Annotated in this window: 18 protein-coding genes and 1 other annotated feature; of the genes, 14 read left to right on the top strand and 4 right to left on the bottom strand. The window is 37.4% G+C overall.

Annotated elements, in window-relative coordinates:
• Window position 1 precedes the first annotated feature (1 nt).
• The 3 genes from ACFSTH_RS03960 to ACFSTH_RS03950 are packed head-to-tail and all read right to left on the bottom strand — an operon-like array spanning window position 2 to window position 2,884.
• Window positions 2-1,261, bottom strand: coding sequence for a CapA family protein (locus ACFSTH_RS03960; protein ID WP_377771519.1), 1,260 nt, complete (start codon window positions 1,259-1,261; stop codon window positions 2-4).
• Window positions 1,262-1,307: 46 nt separating this feature from the next.
• Window positions 1,308-2,024, bottom strand: coding sequence for an RluA family pseudouridine synthase (locus ACFSTH_RS03955; RefSeq protein ID WP_377771517.1), 717 nt, complete (start codon window positions 2,022-2,024; stop codon window positions 1,308-1,310).
• Window positions 2,021-2,884, bottom strand: a complete 864-nt coding sequence (locus tag ACFSTH_RS03950) for a class I SAM-dependent methyltransferase (protein WP_377771515.1) — start codon at window positions 2,882-2,884, stop codon at window positions 2,021-2,023. Before ACFSTH_RS03950 ends, ACFSTH_RS03955 begins: the two co-directional genes overlap by 4 nt.
• Before the next feature lie 197 nt (window positions 2,885-3,081).
• On the opposite strand from ACFSTH_RS03950, the gene ACFSTH_RS03945 reads away from it, so the two are divergent.
• The 9 genes from ACFSTH_RS03945 (at window position 3,082) to cyoD (ending at window position 12,225) form a co-directional block, all read left to right on the top strand.
• On the top strand, window positions 3,082-3,771 hold the full coding sequence (locus ACFSTH_RS03945) for a Crp/Fnr family transcriptional regulator (protein WP_377771513.1): 690 nt from the start codon (window positions 3,082-3,084) through the stop codon (window positions 3,769-3,771).
• 67 nt (window positions 3,772-3,838) lie between these two features.
• Window positions 3,839-4,138 carry a phasin family protein gene (locus ACFSTH_RS03940; protein WP_377771511.1) on the top strand — a complete coding sequence of 100 codons (300 nt, stop codon included), beginning with the start codon at window positions 3,839-3,841 and terminating at the stop codon, window positions 4,136-4,138.
• A gap of 31 nt (window positions 4,139-4,169) precedes the next feature.
• Window positions 4,170-5,840: an ABC1 kinase family protein gene (locus ACFSTH_RS03935; protein ID WP_377771509.1), complete on the top strand. Its 1,671-nt coding sequence runs from the start codon at window positions 4,170-4,172 to the stop codon at window positions 5,838-5,840.
• A 78-nt stretch (window positions 5,841-5,918) separates the two neighbouring features.
• Window positions 5,919-6,151, top strand: a binding site (T-box leader).
• Between the two features lie 68 nt (window positions 6,152-6,219).
• Window positions 6,220-7,479 carry a tyrosine--tRNA ligase gene (gene tyrS, locus ACFSTH_RS03930; RefSeq protein ID WP_377771507.1) on the top strand — a complete coding sequence of 420 codons (1,260 nt, stop codon included), beginning with the start codon at window positions 6,220-6,222 and terminating at the stop codon, window positions 7,477-7,479.
• Between the two features lie 186 nt (window positions 7,480-7,665).
• Window positions 7,666-7,884, top strand: a complete 219-nt coding sequence (locus tag ACFSTH_RS03925) for a DUF3955 domain-containing protein (protein ID WP_377771505.1) — start codon at window positions 7,666-7,668, stop codon at window positions 7,882-7,884.
• Window positions 7,885-8,295: 411 nt separating this feature from the next.
• The gene (cyoA, locus tag ACFSTH_RS03920; RefSeq protein ID WP_377771503.1) at window positions 8,296-9,270 is read left to right on the top strand and encodes a ubiquinol oxidase subunit II; all 975 of its coding nucleotides are present in this window, start codon (window positions 8,296-8,298) and stop codon (window positions 9,268-9,270) included.
• Between the two features lie 27 nt (window positions 9,271-9,297).
• Window positions 9,298-11,265 (top strand): cbb3-type cytochrome c oxidase subunit I, encoded by a 1,968-nt coding sequence (locus ACFSTH_RS03915; protein ID WP_377771501.1) that lies wholly within the window; start codon window positions 9,298-9,300, stop codon window positions 11,263-11,265.
• A 5-nt stretch (window positions 11,266-11,270) separates the two neighbouring features.
• A complete protein-coding gene (cyoC, locus tag ACFSTH_RS03910; protein WP_377771499.1) occupies window positions 11,271-11,897 on the top strand; it encodes a cytochrome o ubiquinol oxidase subunit III in 627 nt (208 codons plus the stop codon).
• Window position 11,898: 1 nt separating this feature from the next.
• Window positions 11,899-12,225, top strand: a complete 327-nt coding sequence (gene cyoD / locus ACFSTH_RS03905; protein ID WP_377771497.1) for a cytochrome o ubiquinol oxidase subunit IV — start codon at window positions 11,899-11,901, stop codon at window positions 12,223-12,225.
• A 433-nt stretch (window positions 12,226-12,658) separates the two neighbouring features.
• Here cyoD and ACFSTH_RS03900 read toward each other — a convergent pair whose 3' ends face one another.
• On the bottom strand, window positions 12,659-14,116 hold the full coding sequence (locus tag ACFSTH_RS03900) for an aminotransferase-like domain-containing protein (RefSeq protein ID WP_377771495.1): 1,458 nt from the start codon (window positions 14,114-14,116) through the stop codon (window positions 12,659-12,661).
• Between the two features lie 439 nt (window positions 14,117-14,555).
• Between ACFSTH_RS03900 and ACFSTH_RS03895 the strand changes: the two genes are divergently transcribed.
• The 5 genes from ACFSTH_RS03895 (at window position 14,556) to ACFSTH_RS03875 (ending at window position 21,409) form a co-directional block, all read left to right on the top strand.
• On the top strand, window positions 14,556-15,419 hold the full coding sequence (locus tag ACFSTH_RS03895; RefSeq protein ID WP_377771493.1) for an ABC transporter permease: 864 nt from the start codon (window positions 14,556-14,558) through the stop codon (window positions 15,417-15,419).
• A 24-nt stretch (window positions 15,420-15,443) separates the two neighbouring features.
• Complete coding sequence (locus ACFSTH_RS03890; protein WP_377772039.1) at window positions 15,444-16,340, top strand: carbohydrate ABC transporter permease; 897 nt, start codon at window positions 15,444-15,446, stop codon at window positions 16,338-16,340.
• A gap of 40 nt (window positions 16,341-16,380) precedes the next feature.
• Window positions 16,381-18,102, top strand: a complete 1,722-nt coding sequence (locus ACFSTH_RS03885; RefSeq protein ID WP_377771491.1) for an ABC transporter substrate-binding protein — start codon at window positions 16,381-16,383, stop codon at window positions 18,100-18,102.
• A 70-nt stretch (window positions 18,103-18,172) separates the two neighbouring features.
• The gene (locus tag ACFSTH_RS03880; protein ID WP_377771489.1) at window positions 18,173-19,045 is read left to right on the top strand and encodes a sugar phosphate isomerase/epimerase family protein; all 873 of its coding nucleotides are present in this window, start codon (window positions 18,173-18,175) and stop codon (window positions 19,043-19,045) included.
• Window positions 19,046-19,102: 57 nt separating this feature from the next.
• Window positions 19,103-21,409, top strand: a complete 2,307-nt coding sequence (locus tag ACFSTH_RS03875; RefSeq protein ID WP_377771487.1) for a helix-turn-helix domain-containing protein — start codon at window positions 19,103-19,105, stop codon at window positions 21,407-21,409.
• Window positions 21,410-21,437 lie beyond the last annotated feature (28 nt).

The raw sequence follows: 21,437 nt of genomic DNA, 5'->3' as shown, positions 1-21,437 counted from the left end.
GTTATTGTTTCATCGATTCTAATCGCGTTTTTAACATAGCAAAATCACTTTTAAGTTGTTTATAATCGTTAGGTGCAAGGAGTGGATCTTGTTGCTGTTGTAAAACTTGTTCCACTGGCAAAATTCTGTATCTGTAGTATTGATCTGGCTTGTAACGATGTACCCAAGTGGGAATAGCAGTAATATCGGTTAGCTCTGTAAAATTTGACGTTAATTCTTTTTTTAGGTTAACTTTGTATAGTACGCCATAATCTTTTGTATCTCCACGTTGGTTAGATATAAAGTTACCGAGAGAGTAAATAATGAGTGCTTTTTTTTTCTTACCTGCACTCGTAAAGGTTTCAATTACTTCATAAGGTTGAATAACATGCGGGTGGGAGCCAGCAATAATATCTGCACCTGCATCGACAAGTTTACGAGCCAATTGTTTTTGTTCTTCACTTGGTATTGGATCATATTCAATGCCGAAGTGTAAAGCGACCGTTATTATGTCGACTCCAGCATCTTTTAACTGTGTAATATCCGACTTTATTTTTTGTTCATCTATTAGATTGACCAAATAAGGCTTACCTGCTGGTATAGCAATACCATTGGTTCCATACGTGTAAGCTAATAAACCCATCGTAATATTATTTTTCTCCACAATGACTTGTTTTTTGGTCATTTCGTCTGATAATGCTGTACCAACGTAATGAACATCTAATTTGTCCAGCGTCTTCATCGTTTGAAGTAACCCTTGTTCTCCTTGATCAAGTGAATGATTATTGGCAGTAGACAAGATATTAAATCCAGCATGCTTCAAAGCTTCTGCTAATTCATCAGGAGCATTGAACAGAGGATAGCCTGAATACCCAACATCTTTTCCTGCTATTGGCGTTTCTAAATTAGCCATTACAAAATCACCGGTTTTTAAAATCGGTGCAACATTAGCAAAGATCGGATCAAAATTGTACCGTTGTTCCGCTGCAATATACGAGCCGGGCAATTGTGGTTTATGACTCATAATATCGCCAGCCCCGATCCAAACAGCTTCTGTATACTGAAGTTTGGGAGTTGCTGACGGTACTACTGGCGTAGGTGTAGGCGGGGGAGTAGTAATGAATTGTTCCGTTGGTTGTGGAGTTGTTTGCATTGTAATATGATCACTTAATTTACTAGATGTATTAAAAATAAAAACGTAGAAAGCACCAAACAAGCCAAGGGAAAAAACAATTATCATCATTATACGCTTGGTTAGGCTGCTTTTATTTCTTTTGTTCATGTTAAATCCCTCGGCTTTATGATTAGTTTACCCGTCTGCTTTTTGTTTATAGAAAACAATGGGTTGCTTCGTATAATTGTTGTTCTGTCCATTGATGAAATAAGGGAATATGAGTAGGCAGGGCGGTATAAGTTACGTTCTCTTTTGTCGTTGGATGAGCAAAAGATAGCGCTGCTGACCAAAGAGCAATGTTGGAACGTTTTCCTTGTTTTGTTTCCCCATACTTCATATCACCTACTAGAGGACAGCCAATATGTGCAAGCTGCGCTCTAATTTGATGTGTTCTACCCGTATGTAAGCGAACAGCAAGTAAGCTCGTTTGCCCGCTTGTAGTGATGACCTTATAATCTAGCAGAGCATGTTTAGCACCTACTGTTTCTGTTTCAAACACATCGACTTGATTACGTTTCACATCTTTGCGCAAATAATGCTGTAAGCTAGCCGTTGCTGCTGTTGGTTTACCATGGACGACACAAATATATGTTTTATGAAAATGTCTATTTCTAACGCTATCGGATAGCCGAGCTGCTGCTTTGGATGTTTTGGCGAATACCATGACACCGCCGACAGGACGATCCAGTCTATGGACTAAGCCCAAATAAACGTTGCCAGATTTTTGATAGCGCTGTTTGAGATCATCTTTTAATATCGTTAACATATCTACATCACCAGAAATATCTGCTTGTGTAGGAATTCCAGCTTGTTTTTCTACAACTAGTAAGTGATTATCTTCATAAATAATAGGAAGAATTGGATAACTCACTCTGCTTCCCACCGTCCTAATATGCCACATGGAAGATGTAGTTTCGAAGAGCGAATCGGCAAACCGATTTCTGCACAATCGATTGTCCCACCATAATTTTGTTGCATAGTAAGTTGTAATATGTTGCGTAATACAGTTGGTGATAGCCCTGTTGTGTAAGAGTTAATGAGTAAAAATAATGGGCGATCAGATAAGATCGACATACACGTTTGTAAAAATGGAAACAAATTTTCCTCTAGCTTCCACGTTTCACCTTGAGGCCCACGACCATAAGAAGGCGGGTCCATAATAATCGCATCATATTTATTACCACGTCGTTGTTCTCGCTGTACAAATTTGAATACATCATCTGTAATGTAGCGAATTGGTGCATTCTCTAATCCTGATAGTTGCGCATTTTCTTTTGCCCATTGCACCATACCTTTTGCCGCGTCAACATGACAAACTTCAGCACCTGCTTTGGCAGCAGCTACAGTTGCTCCGCCAGAATAAGCAAATAAATTCAATACTTTGATCGGTCTATTAGCGGAACTGATTTTGTCCATCATCCAGCTCCAATTGACTGCTTGTTCTGGGAACAAACCAGTATGTTTAAAGCCTGTCGGTTTAATATGGAAGGAGAGTGGACCATAATTGATCGTCCATTTCTCTGGCAAATTGGGTTGTAGCTCCCATGATCCGCCACCATTTTTACTACGATAATAATGCCCATCTATTTTGTTCCAAAGGTTTGGTTGCTCGGGCGGCCAAATGATAAGTGGGTCGGGTCTACGCAAAATATATTTACCCCAACGCTCCAACTTTTCTCCATTACCGCTGTCCAATATTTCGTAGTCTGTCCAATTGTTCGCAATGTGCATCAAAATTATCCCTTTCAATATCAAATTAAATTGATGAAGTGTTATTATATTCGCTAATTATAACGAAGCAGACGTAATTAGGCAATCAATGAAAGAATTCTATAGATTGATTACACTACGCACTAGAATAGTGGTAAAATAAAGAATATAACGCTAGATCGATAAATCTAACGAATAGTGAGACGGGAGATTGTTACATGGATAGACTGGTAGCATTTTTGCAGGAAGTTCCTTTTTTTAGTAACTTAGCGTATGTAGAATTAGAAAAAGTTGCTTCATTGCTTATCACTAGAAAATATGAGCGAGGAATAAATGTTTTTTTAGAGGGTGGGGATGGGGACGAGTTTTATGTGATCTATTCCGGTAATGTAAAAATATATAAGGAAAGTGTTTCTCGCGAAATTATTCTTGCTATTTTTGGAGAAGGGGATTTTTTCGGAGAAATGGCAGTATTGGAAAACGAAACGACCCGTTCTGCTTCAGCGATGACGTTGGAAGAAACGACATTGTATGTACTGAAAAGGCAAGATTTTCTCTGGCTGATGAATCAAACACCACAAATTCCAATTAAAATAATGAACACTGCGATGCAACGGTTGCGAACAGCAAATGAATTGATAAAGGATTTAACTTTTCGGGATGCTAAGACAAGAATTGCTAAAGGATTGTATCGACTCGTTGAAAAGCATGGCGTGCAAAAACAAGACAATATCCTTATTGATTTAAAGCTAACGCACCAACAAATTGCTGATCTTACGGGAACGGTACGTGAAACTGTTACGAAGGTGATGCAGGAATTGCAAACGATGGGAATTCTCAAAATTGAGAAAAAACGAATTACAATTACCGATCACCAACAATATTTACTGTTGTTTGATGAAGAATAGGGAATGACGAATTTATTATTAAACTATAGGCATACTACAAAAATAACAAAATAAGGAGCGAATAAACATGAAGGATTTCTTACAACGAGCGGTATCTTTAGGATTAGGAATTGTCGTAGAGAGTAAAGAACAAATAGAAAAATTAGTGGATGATTTGGTGAAAAAAGGTGAAGTTAGTAAATCAGAGTCTACTGCGTTAATTGAACAGATGGTGCAAAAGGGTGATCAAGTGAAAGAGCAAATCAGTGCTATCGTTCAAGAAAAAATGCAAACTAACTCCAGTGAACAATGGGTGACCAAAGAAGAATTTCAACGATTAGAAGCTCGAATCGCTCAATTAGAACAGCAGTTAACAGAAAATAAATAGCTGTTTCTCATTGGAGATAGGAGTTGTATGTATGAGAAGAAAAAGTAGTTGGCGCTACTTACAACGCTATCAAAAAATAACTATGGCCTTAGTCCGCAATGGATTCGGATATTTTATCCATGAACTAGGGCTTCCCGGTGGTGTTCATTCTACCGAAAAACATGATAATCATAAGCTATCTATATGGGAACGACTTAAAAATATTTTAGAAGAACTTGGACCAACCTACATTAAACTAGGACAAATAGCTAGTACAAGAGCAGATATATTGCCACCTGAACTTATTAAGCACCTGCAAAGTTTACAAGATCAAGTAACACCATTTACTTATGAAGAGGCTTCGGCGATTGTCGAAGAAGAAATAGGCAATGGGAAAACGATAGAGGAACTATTCGCTTGTTTTTCAACAGAACCATTAGCCTCCGCATCAATCGGGCAAGTTTATGAAGCAGAGCTGTGGGATGGAACTGCCGTAGCTGTAAAAGTGCAACGTCCCAAAATCAAAAATATGATCGAAACGGATTTACAAATGTTATTCGAGCTTGCTAGTTTAGCGGAACGTAAGTTAGAGTGGGCAGCTCGCTATCAGTTAACCGCCATAGTTGAAGAGTTATCAGAAGCGTTATTCGCTGAATTAGATTATAAAAAAGAAGCGGCAAATATGCAGCGATTTTTCAAAATATATCGTAATAATCCAATGGTTCATGTTCCTGAATTATATGCTAGATTTTCAAGTAGTAAAGTACTTACTATGGAACTTTTATCTGGTGTGAAATTATCACAATTGCAAAAAATTGAAGAACACGGCTACAACCGAGCAGAAATAGCGAAGCAACTTACAGAAACGATCTTACATCAAATATTAATTGAAGGTTTTTTCCATGGTGATCCTCATCCTGGAAATTTGTTAGTACTGCCTGATCAGCAATTAGGGTTACTCGATTTTGGGATGGTCGGACGGTTAAGTGACGAAATCAAGTATCACTTTGCCAGTTTAATTATAGGATTATATCGGCAAAACTCGAAAGCTATCATTCGAGCAGTTAATAAAATGGGTGTTATTCCGGATGATGTTAATGAGCTGGCGTTATATGCTGATGTGGAGCAACTTAGAGAAAAGTATTATGAAGTGCCATTTGGTCAAATTAGTATTGGTGAATCGATACAAGATTTGTTCGCAGTAGCGTTTCAGCATCGAATAAAATTACCTACGGAACTAACGATATTAGGAAAATGCTTTGTCACACTCGAAGGGGTAGTTAGTGCATTAGATCCTAATTTTAATATTATTGCAGTTGCTGAGCCTTATGGAAAACAATTGCTAATAAAGCGATTAAATCCGCTTCATTATATAGAAGAAGTAGTCGATACAGTTAGCGATATTATAGATTTTTCAAAACAATCTCCCTCTTACATGAAGAAATTAAGTGCAGTATTTAGTAGTGGAAAAGTACGGGTTGAAGTGAGTTCTCCCGAGCTTGAAGCGCTGCCTAACAAATTAGAAAAAATCGCTAATAAGCTATCGTTTAGCATTGTTTTACTAGCGCTTAGTATTATTATGTCAGGACTAATAATCGGATCTTCATTACACCATCAACAATCGTTTATATGGCAAATTCCAATATTAGAGATTGGATTGATCGTATGTGTTATTGTCGTTATTGTTCTTATTTACAAAATACTGCGATCTGGACGGTTTTGATTATTGTGCGAAATATGGGCTTGATTAGATAGTTGACAATTGGATCATTGTTTACTATACTTGGCATTAATCAAAAAAATGAATGCGAAGAATGAGCGCAGTAGCAACTATGTCACTGTTTTTAGAAAGCCGAGGGTTGATGCAACTCGGTACACACATAGAATGTGAAATACACTCAGGAGCAACTCAGGTAATGCTGAGCGGATTAGTGAACGTTATATCATGTTAGAGTGGCAAAGTTGGCGAAGGCATAGGTTATGCTGCGCAGCATTGCAATATGGGTGGTAACACGGTTAATAATCGTCCCTAGTCTTATCTATGATAAGATTGGGGATTTTTTGTTTTTCTATATTTTTAATAATTTGCTGAGGTGGATAACATGAACATTATTAATGAATTACAATGGCGTGGAGCGATTAATCAACAAACAGATGAAATAGGATTGCGACAGTTAGTAGAAGAAAAATCGATTTCTTTGTACTGTGGCGTTGACCCAACGGGCGATAGTATGCATATAGGTCATTTGATTCCATTTATTATGTTGAAAAGATTTCAAATGGCAGGACATCGTCCTGTTATATTAATCGGCGGTGCTACGGGAACAATTGGTGATCCTAGTGGACGTCAGACAGAGCGTTCACTACAAACGATGGATCAAGTAGAGGAAAACGTTCGTGCGCTTACAGAACAAATGAAGAAGTTATTTATTACAGATGGCGATAACCAAATCCGGATGGTAAACAATAATGACTGGATGAAAAATATTACGATCATTGACTTTTTGCGTGATTATGGAAAAAACTTTAGTATAAATACGATGCTTGCTAAAGATATCGTATCAAGTCGATTAGATAGCGGTATTTCTTTTACCGAATTTGCATACCAAATTTTACAGTCCGCTGATTACTTGCATTTGTACCGTCATGAAGATGTTCAGTTGCAGATAGGTGGGTCAGATCAATGGGGAAATATTACAAGCGGTCTTGATTTAATTCGTAAAAAAGAAGGATCTGAAGCGAAAGCATTCGGTTTGACGATTCCTCTAATGCTAAAAGCTGATGGTACAAAATTTGGAAAAACGGCCGGCGGAGCAATATGGCTAGATCCGAAAAAAACAACGCCGTATGAATTTTACCAATTTTGGGCGAATGCAGATGATCGCGACGTTATTAGATATTTGAAATACTTTACTTTTTTATCGCAAGAAGAAATTGAACAATTAGAAGAAAAAGTGAAGACAGAGCCACACAAACGGGAAGCACAAATGAAATTAGCAGAAGAAATGACGTTGTTTGTCCATGGACCAGCATTGTTAGAGCAAGCACAACGTATTACGAGAGCACTATTTAGCGGAGATATAAAAGCATTAACTGTTGAGGAAATTGAACAAGGGTTCAAAGAAATGCCGACGTTTACGGCTAGCGCGCAACAACAAAATATTATTGATTGGTTAGTCGAGGTAGGTATCGAACCATCTAAACGCCAAGCAAGAGAAGATGTGAAGGGTGGAGCGATATCAATTAATGGTGATCGAATTACCGACGTAGATTTTGAAGTTACGAATGAATTAGCAATTGGTAGTAAATATATCATTGTTCGTAAAGGAAAGAAAAACTATAGTTTAGTCCATCTACAATAAATAGATCGATGCTGCATGCAACAGTACCAACTGTGCTCAGCATCTTTTTTTGTCTAAAAGTGTAATGAAAACCTGTAATGCAATACAAATATATTGATATACGATAAAAATGTGTTGCAAAAGGATTTAAGTTCGTTATAATTAAATTAAGCAATACGATCTAAAACAAAGAAAGGAGTACCCATCATGACTAAAAAATATATGTTTGCTATCACTCCCATCATGCTGGGATTGGTCTGTTTTATTAGTAAAGCTGCAGTAGGTAGTTATGTAGCTGACGATGGAACATTAGTTGAACCATTTTTCTTATTACCAATCGGATTTTTATTGTTGTTTAGTGGAATTATTGCCACGTTATTTGTAGCGATATCTTCCTTAAGAAAACGGAATAAGACTGTGACTTAAATCGCTAATTCGATTTTGATTAACATTTTCTCACATCTATTATATAGGCAGTTGTCCGAACGCAAGAATGTCGGCAGCTGTCTTTTTTTATTTTAAATTTGAACAGAGTTTGAACTATGACGGAAATGTATCGAAATGATGAGCGGAACTAATTGTTATATGGTGGAAGATCGTTGCAACTTCTATACGGAGATGCATGATAGTAAGCGATTTTACTAGTGAAGTTAGTTAATTTGTCATTTATACAAATACCTTTACAAGAAATGTGACGATTAAACGTCTAAATTATATCTAAAGATTGAACTTGGATGGCAACAATGATTCATTTAGCGGTGGGTGACACTTATCACTGCGGCAGGTAAAGTAGAACAAGATTAAGTCGTATTACGAGGATTGACAGGAGATGAAAAGATGAATTTAAAGAAAGGATTGCGCTGGATAGGGTTGTTCTCCATGTTAATGGTGTTGTTAGTTGTCGCCACGGGATGTACTGAAAACATCATTATCCTAGATCCTAAAGGGCCGATCGCTGCACAACAACGAGATTTGATGGTAATTGCAACTATTCTTGTTTTAATTATTATCATACCTGTCTTGTTATTGACAGTTTTCATTGTCTGGCGTTACCGAGACAAAAAAGGAAGTAAAGCAAAATATGCACCTAATTGGGCGCATAGTACATCGTTAGAACTTATTTGGTGGAGTATACCTGTTGTCATCATCATTATTCTTGGTGCTGTAACAGTGAAGTATACGTACGCACTTGAACCATCTAAGCCAATCGAATCAGAAAAAGAAGAGCTAGTCATTCAAGTTACTTCATTAGATTGGAAATGGTTATTCCAATATCCGGATCAAGATATTGCGACAATTAATCATATTGTTATTCCAGAAGATGTACCTGTCCGTTTTGAGATAACGGCAGATGGTCCGATGAACTCGTTTTGGATTCCACAATTAGGCGGTCAGATGTATGCGATGAGTGGAATGGCCATGGTATTGTATTTGGAAGCGGATGAATCAGGTAATTATTGGGGATCAGGAGCTAACTTCACAGGTCGGGACTTTGCCAAAATGTATTTTGATGTGAAAGCTACGTCAGAAGAAGAGTTTGATAAATGGGTAGATGAAATTAAAACTAGTCAGCCGAAATTAACGCAAGATGGTTATGAGCAAATACGTTTGCCAGCAGCATCTGAGCAAATGCAATTTTCTGCATTCCCGGATCAACTATTTGAAAATACAGTAAATAAATATGCAGCATCCCACCGTCATCATATGGCAGGTAGTTCGAGTGATAGTGATAAGCAACATGATGATCAGTTAAACGAGCAACACGAAGCAAGTGAAAGCAACGAAACTGATGCTACTCATAGCGGACATTAAATTATGGGAAAGTAAGGAGAGAGACTCATGTGGGAGAAAGTGAAAGACTTTGCTTCTGAATTTTTTGTCACCGGTGATCCGATGATATACGGAGCAATGGCTTCCATCGCACTTGTAAGTATCGGTATTGTTTTCGTACTGACTTACTTTAAAAAGTGGAAATGGCTGTGGGAAGAATGGATTACTACAGTAGATCATAAAAAAATAGGAATCATGTATATTCTCGCCTCTATGTTAATGTTATTTCGCGGAGGTGTCGATGCTCTCTTAATGCGGGCACAGCTAGTGATGCCAGAAATGACACTTTTAAACGCGGATCACTACAACCAAATATTTACGACTCATGGTGTCATCATGATTTTATTTATGGCGATGCCATTAATGTTCGGATTGTTTAACGTCATCGTACCGTTACAACTTGGTGCACGAGATGTTGCGTTCCCATTTCTGAACTCACTTAGTTTTTGGTTATTTTTATTCGGAGCGATGCTATTTAACTTATCATTCGTCATCGGTGGATCACCGGATGCGGGATGGCTAGCCTATCCTCCTTATTCGGGTAAAGAATTTAACCCCGGAGTCGGGCAGGACTTCTATATATGGGGGATTCAAATATCGGGTATTGGTAGTTTGATGACCGGTATAAACTTTATCGTTACTATATTAAAAATGCGTGCACCAGGTATGAAATTGATGAAAATGCCAATGTTCTCCTGGTCTGTATTATCGAGTTGTATCGCTATCATTTTTGCTTTTCCAATTTTAACAGCTACATTAGCTTTACTATTTTTAGACCGCTACTTCGGAGCGCATTTTTTCACGCTTGACGGAGGCGGAAATCCGATGATGTATATTAACCTCATTTGGATGTGGGGACACCCTGAAGTATACATTATTATTTTACCAGCATTCGGTATTTTCTCGGAAATCGTTGCTACGTTTTCTAAAAAGAAATTATTTGGTTACAAGTCCATGGTTTACGCCATGATGATTATTAGTATCCTATCCTTCCTCGTATGGGCGCATCATTTCTTTACGATGGGATCGGGGGCCGATGTCAATGCCTTCTTCGCCGTCACGACGATGTTAATTGCCATCCCAACCGGGGTCAAGGTGTTTAACTGGCTCTTTACGATGTTTAGGGGAAGGATTACGATGTCCATCCCGATGATGTGGACAATCGCTTTTATTATCTGTTTTGTTATTGGTGGAATGACAGGTGTTCTATTGTCCGTCGCTCCAGCAGACTTTCAGTTTCATAATAGTTACTTCCTTATTGCTCACTTCCATAACACCCTTATCGGTGGAGTGGTGTTCGGATTTTTTGCAGGAATTTACTATTGGTGGCCAAAAATGTTTGGTTTTCAGTTGCAAGAAAAATGGGGAAAATGGGCATTCTGGTTCTGGAATATCGGATTCTATCTCTGTTTCATGCCACAATACGTACTTGGTTTAATGGGTATGACAAGACGTGTTTACACGTACGGATGGGATAAAGGTTGGTTCGAGATGAACCTTGTTTCTACTATCGGTGCAGGACTTATGGGGATCGCATTTATATTCCAAGTTTGGCAAATTGTTGTTAGTGTTAAAAACCGTAAGATGGATACGAATGGTGATCCATATAATGCAAGGACGCTTGAGTGGTCTATTCCTTCTCCAGCTCCACACTATAACTTTGCGATAACACCAACAGTATCTAGTATCGATGAGTTCTGGGAGGAAAAGCAGCGAATTGCAAGTGGCGTGCCACCGAAACCAACACCACCAATCGAACCAATTCATATGCCAAAAAATTCTGGTGTACCTTTCGTTATGTCGTTCTTCTGGTTTTTGGTAGGCTTCGGATTTGTTTGGTCATGGACATGGTTAATCGTAATAGGAGCGCTTGGAGTGGCAGGCAGTATGATTTATCATTCCTTTAATTACGACACAGATTATTATATTCCTGTAGATGAAATAAAACGCACGGAAGCTGCATTAAGGAGGGCTTGATCACGATGTCACATTCAAAAGCTGCTGTACAAGCAACAACGAATCAGGCTGATGCAGCACACGAAGAACATATTGATATGGAAGAAGTCCGTACGTTTGGATTTTGGATATATTTAATGACAGATATTATTATATTCGGTGTATTGTTTGCTACTTTTATCGTTTTGCGACAAAACTATGATGGTGGCCCTACGCCAAAAGATTTAATTGAAATTGGTGGTATTATTGTTTCCACCTTTATACTACTGACAAGTAGTTATACAAGTGGATTAGCAGTACTATCGATGAACAAAGGCAATAAAAATGGATTGATAGGTTGGTTAGCTGTCACTGCATTGCTTGGCGCATCATTTCTATATTTGGAAATTAGCGAATTTGTTCATTTGGTTAATGCAGGAGCATCGATCGGTACTAGTGCTTATTGGTCTTCCTTCTTCACCCTAGTCGGTACACACGGTATTCATATTGTGATAGGGCTAATATGGATGATCGGTATCATAATACAAATTAGTAAACGTGGCATTACTCCTGTAACAAAGCGAAAAGTAAATGTCATCAGTTTATTCTGGCATTTCCTTGATATCGTTTGGATCTTTGTACTAACACTAGTCTACTTGTTGGGGGTGAGCTAATATGGCACAGCATCCATCACACCAAGAAGAGCAGCAATCGCATGGTTCGATTAAATCCTATACGGTAGGGTTTGTGTTATCAATTGTGCTAACGATCATTCCAATTATGATTGTATGGAATGGTTGGCTGGAAGGTATGACGAATGTTATTGTACTGATGATATTTGCTGTCATACAAATGGGAATTCAGCTCATCTTCTTTATGCACTTGCGTGAAGAAAAAGGACCACGTTACAATTTAATTTCATTAGTACTTGGTTTGGTCATTATTGTAATTATCGTCGCAGGATCGATCTTTATTATGATGAACAATGTGGTAGCAACTTAAAGTTATTTAGAAATAAGCGAGTGTTAATCGAAAGATTAGCCTCGCTTATTTTTTCTCGAGCAGTCCATACTGTAGATGTCATCACTAGGTAACGTTCAAAATCAATTAGTGGAACAGTAAGCTTGTCCGTTTTTTCGTACAAAGTTGCATTCTGATCATCGTAATTATGGTTTTTTGTTTGTTTTATCGTATAAAATCCTTACGTTCAACCATTTATCGGGGTCACTTTATATGATATTTCGTATAAACTTGATCTCCTTCGGTACTTATTTGAAAGTTTGTCCGTTTTTTCATATAAACTTGATCTAGAAAAATGGTGAGAAAGATTATTTATCTACCCAAGAATAAAACAATTAAAATGGTTGGTGTCATGAATCAAATAAGGAGAGCTAGCGTGAATTTTCACGTTAGTTCTCCTTATTTTGAGTATGTGTTATGGCGTTTGTAGCACCGTATGCAGTGCTTTAGCGAAGCGTTGCACGCCAATCGCTATTTTATCGGTATCTGGTCTTGCAAAAGTGAAGCGAAGGTGTCCTGTTTCTTTGCCAAACACGGAGCCAGGCATAAAGACAACCCCTTGTTTAATGGCTTCATCTAATAGCTTTGTCTCACTTACTTTAAAATGGAGCTCACACCAGAGATGGAGACCTCCTTCTGGTATTTCGAAAGTGACTAGCTCAGAAAGATGTAATTGTAATGCTTCTATTAATAAATCTCGTTTATACAAAAGATGAAGTCTTAGCCTACCCAGATGTGCTTGAAAATGTTCAGAGCTAATAAATTCAGCAGCTACTTGTTGTGGTAAACTGCTTTGTCCATAGTCGATTAATTGTCGTGCTTCTGCTAATTTTTCGACTATGAGGCGGGGGGCAACTAACCAGCCGATTCTTAAACCTGCTGCTACTGTTTTGGATAACGAGCCGATATAAATAACTGATCCTATGGAATCAGATGATTTGAGCGGTTGCGGGCATTTGCTTTGAAAAGCTGTTAAGCTAAAAGGATCAACTTCGACAATGGGAATTCCTAGATCATTTGTTAGTAATAATAGATCCAGCTTCTGATCCTCACTCATTACCGCCCCGGTTGGATTTTGAAAGTTTGGATTTAAAAATATCATTTTGACACGGTTTTTTTTAAGCGCTTGGTGGAGGTCAGAGGAAAGGGAAGTTTCCCCTTGCTGATCTGTTTGTTCTAATTTCATGCGAAAGACGCGTAAGCCGGCATCTTCAAACATGGGCATAGAATAGTAAAAGGATGGATCTTCAATGGCAATTGTATCGCCTGGACTGAGTAAATAATGGCAAATTAAATATAATGCTTGCTGCGTTCCCGATGTAATTAGAATAGAAGCATTAGATGTTTGAATTTGATTTTCACTTTGTAGATGGTTGGCAACAGCAGAACGTAATTTTATGGACCCTAAAGGATCATTGTAGCCAAGCATTTCTTGGTACTTCTGTATTTTCATAAATTGATTTATTTCATCGATAGGGGAGAGATCGCTATTTAACTCTCCACTCGCTAAATTAATTAAACTGGCATCTTGCTGGAGGGCATCACGTACTCGTTTTTGCAAACCTTTTGGTGATACAGCATTTGCGGGTTGCAAATATTGATCCCACTGGATGCTTTGCTTCGGAATAGTTCCCCACTTTGTACTGTTAACTCTTGTGCCGCTACCTGGTCTGCTTTCAATCAAACCAAGTGCTCGAAGCTCGGAATAGGCAAGTACAATGGTACTGCGATTTACATCTAACTTTTCTGCTAATTTACGTTCGGATGGTAGCAAACTGCCGGGAGGAAATTCGCCACTTATTATTTGTTGTTCGATATAATCGGCTATTTGCATATATAGAGGAGAATCATTTTTTCGGTCGGGTTTCCACATGTACATATCTCCTTATGGTTGCTAGTGTATACGACAAAAAGAAATCGCTACTACTTATCGTATCATTTCTCACTATACTTAGGATGGACATATCTTTGCGAAATAATGACGAATATTTAGTAAAGCGTTGAACTTGGATGGGTTGATAGTTGAAAAGTGGATGGTCTATAGCTGTTATAGAATTTTGCACAGTGCTTGAATAATGAATAATCGGCTGATTTTCTTGTAATAACCAGTTATGATAGCGCTTTCTTGAATAATGCACATTCGTTGAATTATTCCTATTTACAGTATGCAGCGGCTAAGGTTAAAGTTTGAATACCAAGTTTGTAGCGCTTACATTGTTGACCGAACTACAAACAGGGAATTTTAACAGACGGGGGGATGAATTATTCTGAAAACGTGGAAAGAAGCAGGTCAGCGATGGCAACTGTATCTTATGTTCTTATTACCGTTAGCGTATATCATTATCTTCAAATATGTACCTATGTTTGGAGCAACTATTGCTTTTAAAGATTTTACTATTTCAAAGGGGATTTTTGGTAGCGATTGGGTTGGTTTGAAACATTTTAATCGTTTTTTTGGATCCTATGAATTCAATCGATTAATGTGGAATACAATCTCGATTAGTTTGTATACGCTACTGGCCAGTTTCCCGTTTCCGATTTTATTAGCGCTAAGTTTAAATATGGTTAAAAATCAACGCTTTAAGAAAACTGTGCAAATGATTACGTATGCTCCATACTTTATTTCTATGGTTGTATTAGTTGGTTTAATTATGCAGTTGTTAGACCCAAGAACAGGAGTAGTGAATCACTTTTTAGGATTGTTCGGAATGGAGCCAATTAACTTTATGGGTGAAGCATCGATGTTTCAGTCTATATACGTTTGGTCACATGTCTGGCAAAATGTTGGATTTTCGTGCATTATCTATTTAGCTGCATTAGCAGGCATATCGCCGGAATTGCATGAAGCAGCAGTAATGGATGGAGCTAACAAAGTAAGGAGAATGTGGCACATTGATATTCCTGGTATATTGCCGATAGCTATTATATTATTAATTTTGAATACTGGGCAGTTACTGGATACTGGATTTGAAAAGATATTATTAATGCAAAATCAATTAAACATGCGTAGCTCTGAAGTAATTGACACTTATGTTTATAAAGTAGGTATAGTGTCACAAGCAGTTAACTTCTCTTATGCAACAGCAATTGGACTGTTTAAATCTGTGATTGGTTTTATCTTACTCTTTATTGTAAACCAAACATCTAAAAAACTTGGACAAGAGAGCTTATGGTAGAAAGGCGGGTATATTATGGAGAGTATGAATGCAACTCCAATAAAAGATTCGCAAGGCGATCGATTATTTAATATTGTCAACAATACATTACTGTCGCTCTTGCTTATAATTGTGCTTTACCCGCTCTTATATGTTGTAAGCGCTTCATTGAGTTCGACAGATGCGGTTATGTCAGGGCGAGTATGGTTATTTCCAGTAGAGCTTTCATTGGAAGGATATGCAGCAGTATTTAAAAACAAAAGTGTGTTAACGGGTTTTATCAATACGATTACTTATACAGTGCTTGGTACAGCAATTAATATTGTTTTATCTATACTAGCTGCATACCCACTATCACGAAAAGATTTTAAAGGACGTCATGTCTTTATGCTAATGTTTGTTTTTACGATGATGTTTAGCGGTGGTTTAATTCCTTCTTATTTAATTGTGAAAGATTTAGGAATGATTAATACATTATGGTCAATGGTTATTCCTGTTGCGCTTAGTGTATGGAACGTTATCATCATGAGAACTTACTTTAGTGTGACGATACCTGGTGAATTGTTAGAAGCTTCACAAATGGATGGTTGTACTGATTTTACATTTTTATGGCGCATTGTGTTACCGTTATCCGGACCGATTATAGCTGTTATTGGACTGTATTATGCGGTAGGTCATTGGAATCAATACTTTAATGCATTACTGTATTTAAAAAGTGCCGACAAATATCCTTTGCAATTGGTTTTGCGTGATATTTTAATTCAAAATGAAGTGAACGTTGAGATGTTAAGTGATACGAAAACAGCAGCAGCAAGACAAGGATTACGTGAATTATTAAAGTATTCTTTGATTGTTATTTCATCGTTACCACTTCTCATCGTTTATCCATTTATCCAAAAGTATTTTGTTAAAGGTGTCATGATTGGTTCTATTAAAGGCTAATATTATAATGTCTAAAATGACTAGGGGGCTGGAAATATTTATGAAAAATAAGTATATTCTATTATTAGTGCTTGTGCTTGTTGCTACGACTGTTCTTGCAGCGTGTGGGAGTGGTGGTAATAAGGGTGAAGAGAATGGAACGGGTACAGCGAATACAGCGAAGCCAGAAACTAAAAAAGATAATAAAAAAAGTGGCGAGTTATCAGAAGAGGATTTATTAACTCCACCTGGTACGTATCCGATTACAAAAGAAAAAGTTACGATTAAAGCGATGGTACGTGGCAATCCACTAGTAGAGGATTTTGCTACAAATGATTTTACGAAATGGTATGAAGAAAAAACGAATGTTCATATTGAATGGGAAGTAGTTCCAGAACAAAGCCGTCAAGAAAAGCTTAATTTGGCTTTAACAGGTAACGATTATCCAGACATTATTTTTGGAATTAACGTTTCTTCTACGCAACAAATGATTTATGGTTCACAAGGTATTTTCTTACCGCTTAATGATTTGATTGAAAAGCAAGGAACACAAGTGAAAAAGATGTTTGAAGACAAACCGTTTGTTAAAAATACGATAACTGCACCAGATGGTAATATTTATGGATTGCCAGATGTCAATGAATGCTTCCACTGTTCTATGGCACAAAAAATGTGGTTGAATAAAGAGTGGCTAGACAAGTTGGAGTTGCAAATGCCTGCAACAACGGAAGAGCTTTACGAAGTGTTAAAAGCATTTAAAGAAAAAGATCCAAATGGAAACAATAAACAAGATGAGATTCCATTAGCATTTACTCAAAAATCTTGGTTAAGTAATATGGAAGCATTTTTAATGAACTCTTTTGTGTATACACCGATGATCAATAGTACGACCAAATATTTGTATGCAGATGCTGATAATAAAGTGAATGCATCGTTCGAACAACCTGGCTGGAAAGAAGGGCTAAAATATTTGAACCGACTATACAGCGAAGGGTTAATTGCGCAAGAATCGTTTACACAAGATGGTAATCAACTTATTCAGTTAGGTGAAAATTCTGATGAAGTGATCTTAGGTGGTGCTGGTGGTGGGCATCAAGGGGTGTTTACCGTTCTTCATGGAGACAGCGGTAGATGGATGAATTATTCAGCTGTTCCACCTCTAAAAGGACCAGAAGGCGTACAATACGCATCATATGATCCAACAGGTATGACAGCAGGAGCATTTATTATTACAGATAAAGCTAAATATCCAGAAATAGCATTGCGCTGGGCAGATGGATTGTATGAGTTCGAACATACGCTACGTAGTAACCACGGTCGTCCAGGTGTAGAATGGCGTGAAGCAGAGCCCGGTGAACTTGGTATCAATGGGGAACAAGCGACTTGGGCAGAAATAGAATTCCACGGTACGCTGCAAAATAATAACTATTCACAAACAGGTCCAGGAAGGCGCTCCAATGAATTCAGATTAAGCTCTGTAGCAAAAGGAGATACGGATTCCGAAGTTATTTTATATAAAGAAACGAAAGAAAAATACGAACCGTACCAACCGAAAGACGTAAAGTCATTACCACCGTTGTTCTTGACAGAAGAGCAAGCAGCAGAAGCAGCTGATTTGCAAAAAACATTGTTTGATTATGTAGAAGAAATGACTGCTCGTTTTGTCATTGGCGATGCGGATATCGAAAAAGAGTGGGAAAATTACTTAAAGACCTTGAAAGATATGAACTTGGCACGTTATATTGATATATATCAGGAAGCATATCAACCACACACTAACTAATATATTTTTTGGTAGGCCTGAACGAAATAGATAAAGTTCAGGCCTACTCACACAAAGGAGAGAAACTGAAATGAAATTAGGAATGAGTAGCTACTGTGTTTTGCCAGCATTAAAATCAGGAGAATTGCATATTCTCGATGTACCAAAATGGGTGAAGGATCATGGTGGAGAACATTTGGAGCTTGTACCCTATGGATTTACACTGATCGACCAGCCAGAGCTTGCTGATCAACTACGTAAACGAGCAGAAGAAGAAGGAATTGAACTATCGAATTATTCAATGCCAGCTAATTTTGTACAAGATACAGAAGAAGAATTTGTTGCAGAAGTAAATCGATTAAAGGAACATGTTGATCTATTAGATAGAATGAATATTAGACATATGCGTCATGATGTTACCGCTTTTACGCTACCTCATGAAAAAACGTTATTGCCATATTTTCTAAATAGTTTTGATCAAATTATTGAAGGAAGCAAACAAATTGCTGATTATGCGGCACAATTCGGTATTACTACTACGATAGAAAATCATGGATTTAGTGTGCAACAAAGTGATCGGGTGCAACAAGTATTGTTGGCGGTAGATCGTCCTAACTTTAAAACGACATTGGACATTGGTAACTTTTTGTGTGTCGATGAAGATCCAATGGTTGGCGTGAAAAATAACTTGCCTTATGCTTCTTTAGTTCATGTGAAAGATTTTTATATTCGTCCATTTGATGAAGATCCGGGTGAAGGCGCGTGGATTAAAACGACGCATGGCAATTTTATAAGAGGTTCAATTTTTGGACAAGGTGATGTAGAAATTAGAAAGATTTTTAAATACATTAAAGAGTCCGGATATGATGATAAGTTGACATTAGAATTTGAAGGAATGGAAGAATGCTTAGAAGCGACGAGAATAAGTCTAAACAATGTACGTAGATTGTGGGATGCTGTCTAATCTATAAGCAGTAACTCTTACAAACGATCATAGTATTTGTCTGAGGGAGCTGTGAGAATGAACCGTACAGCGTACGATAAGTTCAGAATACCGTTTCATTTCTTTGTACCTACAGTGTTTATTTTATTAGGAGCATTACTGCTGGGAATGATAGCGTATACGAATACTTCTAAATTAGTCGAAAGAGAAACGATCAAAAACAATTTGGCTGTATTGAATCAAACTCGAAGCATTCTTGATCGCCGCTTGGCAGAAATTGAAATGATCGCTTATTTAGTTGCTAACGATACGAAAGTAGTTTCATTTCAATATGTGCGGGACCCACTTAGTGGAACTAATCCTTATAAAATGTATGAAACGGTTAAAAAGCTGTTTAATTATCCGCTGACTAATCATTTTCTTATAGACTATTATTTGGTGTTTAAAAGTAATAATATGATTTTTGCTCCAGACAAAGTATATGATTTGGATCAATTTTATAATATGCAGCTACAAGTAGAAGGAATGGACGTGGCAACTTGGCGTCAATCTATATTGGCCAATTTTCATACACGTACTTATTATCCTTCGCAAAATATGACGTATATGAAAAAAGAGCATTCTGTTTTGCAATATGTCCATTCTTTTGGCAATCAAAGTTATTATGGCGGCGCAGTAGTAATGATGATCGATAATAATCAAATTCGCGGTATGCTTAGTGAGCTTGATCTGCACGAAGGTGGTTATGTATACGTCGCTGATAGTGATGGCAATATTGTTAGCTATGTGGCAGAGAAAGACGAGCAATTAACTACGATAGATACGAATGAATTAGGCGATCGAATGCATGATCAAATGCAGATTAATGGGCAACAAATGCTCGTTACACAAAGCAAGTCGACCTATAATAGTTGGACGTATATATCGGTTCAGCCGCTTAAGCAAGTATTGAATAAGGTAACTTATTTAAAAACAATGATTACGGTTATTTTTGTAGCAGCATTAATATTTGGATTAGCGATCGCAGCTTTTTTTGCGTATAAACAAAGTAGACCGTGGAACGTACTAATGTCTATGTTAGCACGACCTCAGCCAGACGAAGGAACTGCTACTTACCGAAAAAATCCGCTCGATGCGATTCAAACTTCGGTAAAACAATTGATTGAGAACAATGAACAGCTGCAAGAACGGTTAACGGAGCAACTACCATTGCTACAAAATAGTTTTTTCGATCGACTGTTAACGGGACAATTTAATACAAAACGTGAAATTGAAATATCGATGGCACATTTGGGGCTCAATTGGAATCATCCGTACTATGTGGCAGCTATTGTTCACTTTGATCAATATATGTTGGAGTTAAATGAAGAAATATTACAAGAGTTAGACATTCATAAGCTGGCAGTACAAGATTTGGTTAATAATCATCACAAAGATCATTTGTTTGTTCAAGATATACATGTTAATCAAATGGCATTACTGATCAATTTGGGAGCCAATTCGGTAGCTGAAGCGGAAGAGAAACTGAAAACTAGCTTGTTGTCATTCTATGAAGAAATTACACAGACGTTACAAGTCCGTATATGGATAGCCGTAGGAACTATTGTAACGGATATAGTTGATATTTCTCGCTCATTCGAGGAGGCGGGGGTAATGGTAAGAAACGACGATATACCGGATCAACAAGCAATTTTATATCAATTCGAACAGCCATCACCAATAGATTCTTTTTATTTCCCTACAGATGTCGAGTTGCGATTGCTCAATCTTGTAAAGTCTGGAAATGTGGATGAAACAAATAAACTAGTGGCACAAATTAGAGAACGTAATCAACAAAAAAATGTAACACCAGCAATGAAAAAAGTATTATTATATGAACTGCTAGCTACATTTTTCAAAAGTTGCGAATCATTAGGTGGAGAACAAGCAAAGATTTCATTAATGATGGAGCCTGTGCTGAAAAATATGGAGTATATTTATAACTTTGAAGAAGTGTTTTCACAAATAGGTGGAGGATATGTTCATGTTGCCGCTGCGATGAATAGTCGTAAAAAGAGTCATAATGAACTATTGAAAGTAGATTTATTGGCATATATTAATGAAAATTATAACCAATCATCGTTAAGCTTGACTGTATTAGCCGATCACTTTCAAACTTCTGAAGCGTATATCTCTTATTTTTTCAAAGAACAAACGGGTGAAAATTTCTCGGACTATTTGGAAACGTTACGAATGAATAAAGTGAAACATCTGCTACTTCATAGTGAACATACCATTAATGAAATTGCTGGAGAAGTAGGCTATGTCTCACTCAACACCTTTAGCCGAGCGTTCAAACGTAGCAATGGGATGAGTGCAACCGAGTTCAGAAAAATAAATCGTTAAAATGACGTACAAGTAAGCGCTTCCTGAT

This window comes from Paenibacillus yanchengensis (assembly GCF_042684845.1).
Classification (GTDB): Bacteria; Bacillota; Bacilli; order Paenibacillales; family Paenibacillaceae; genus Pristimantibacillus; species Pristimantibacillus yanchengensis.
Note: the sequence above shows the minus strand (reverse complement) of the source record. Positions and strands in the feature narration are given on the sequence as shown.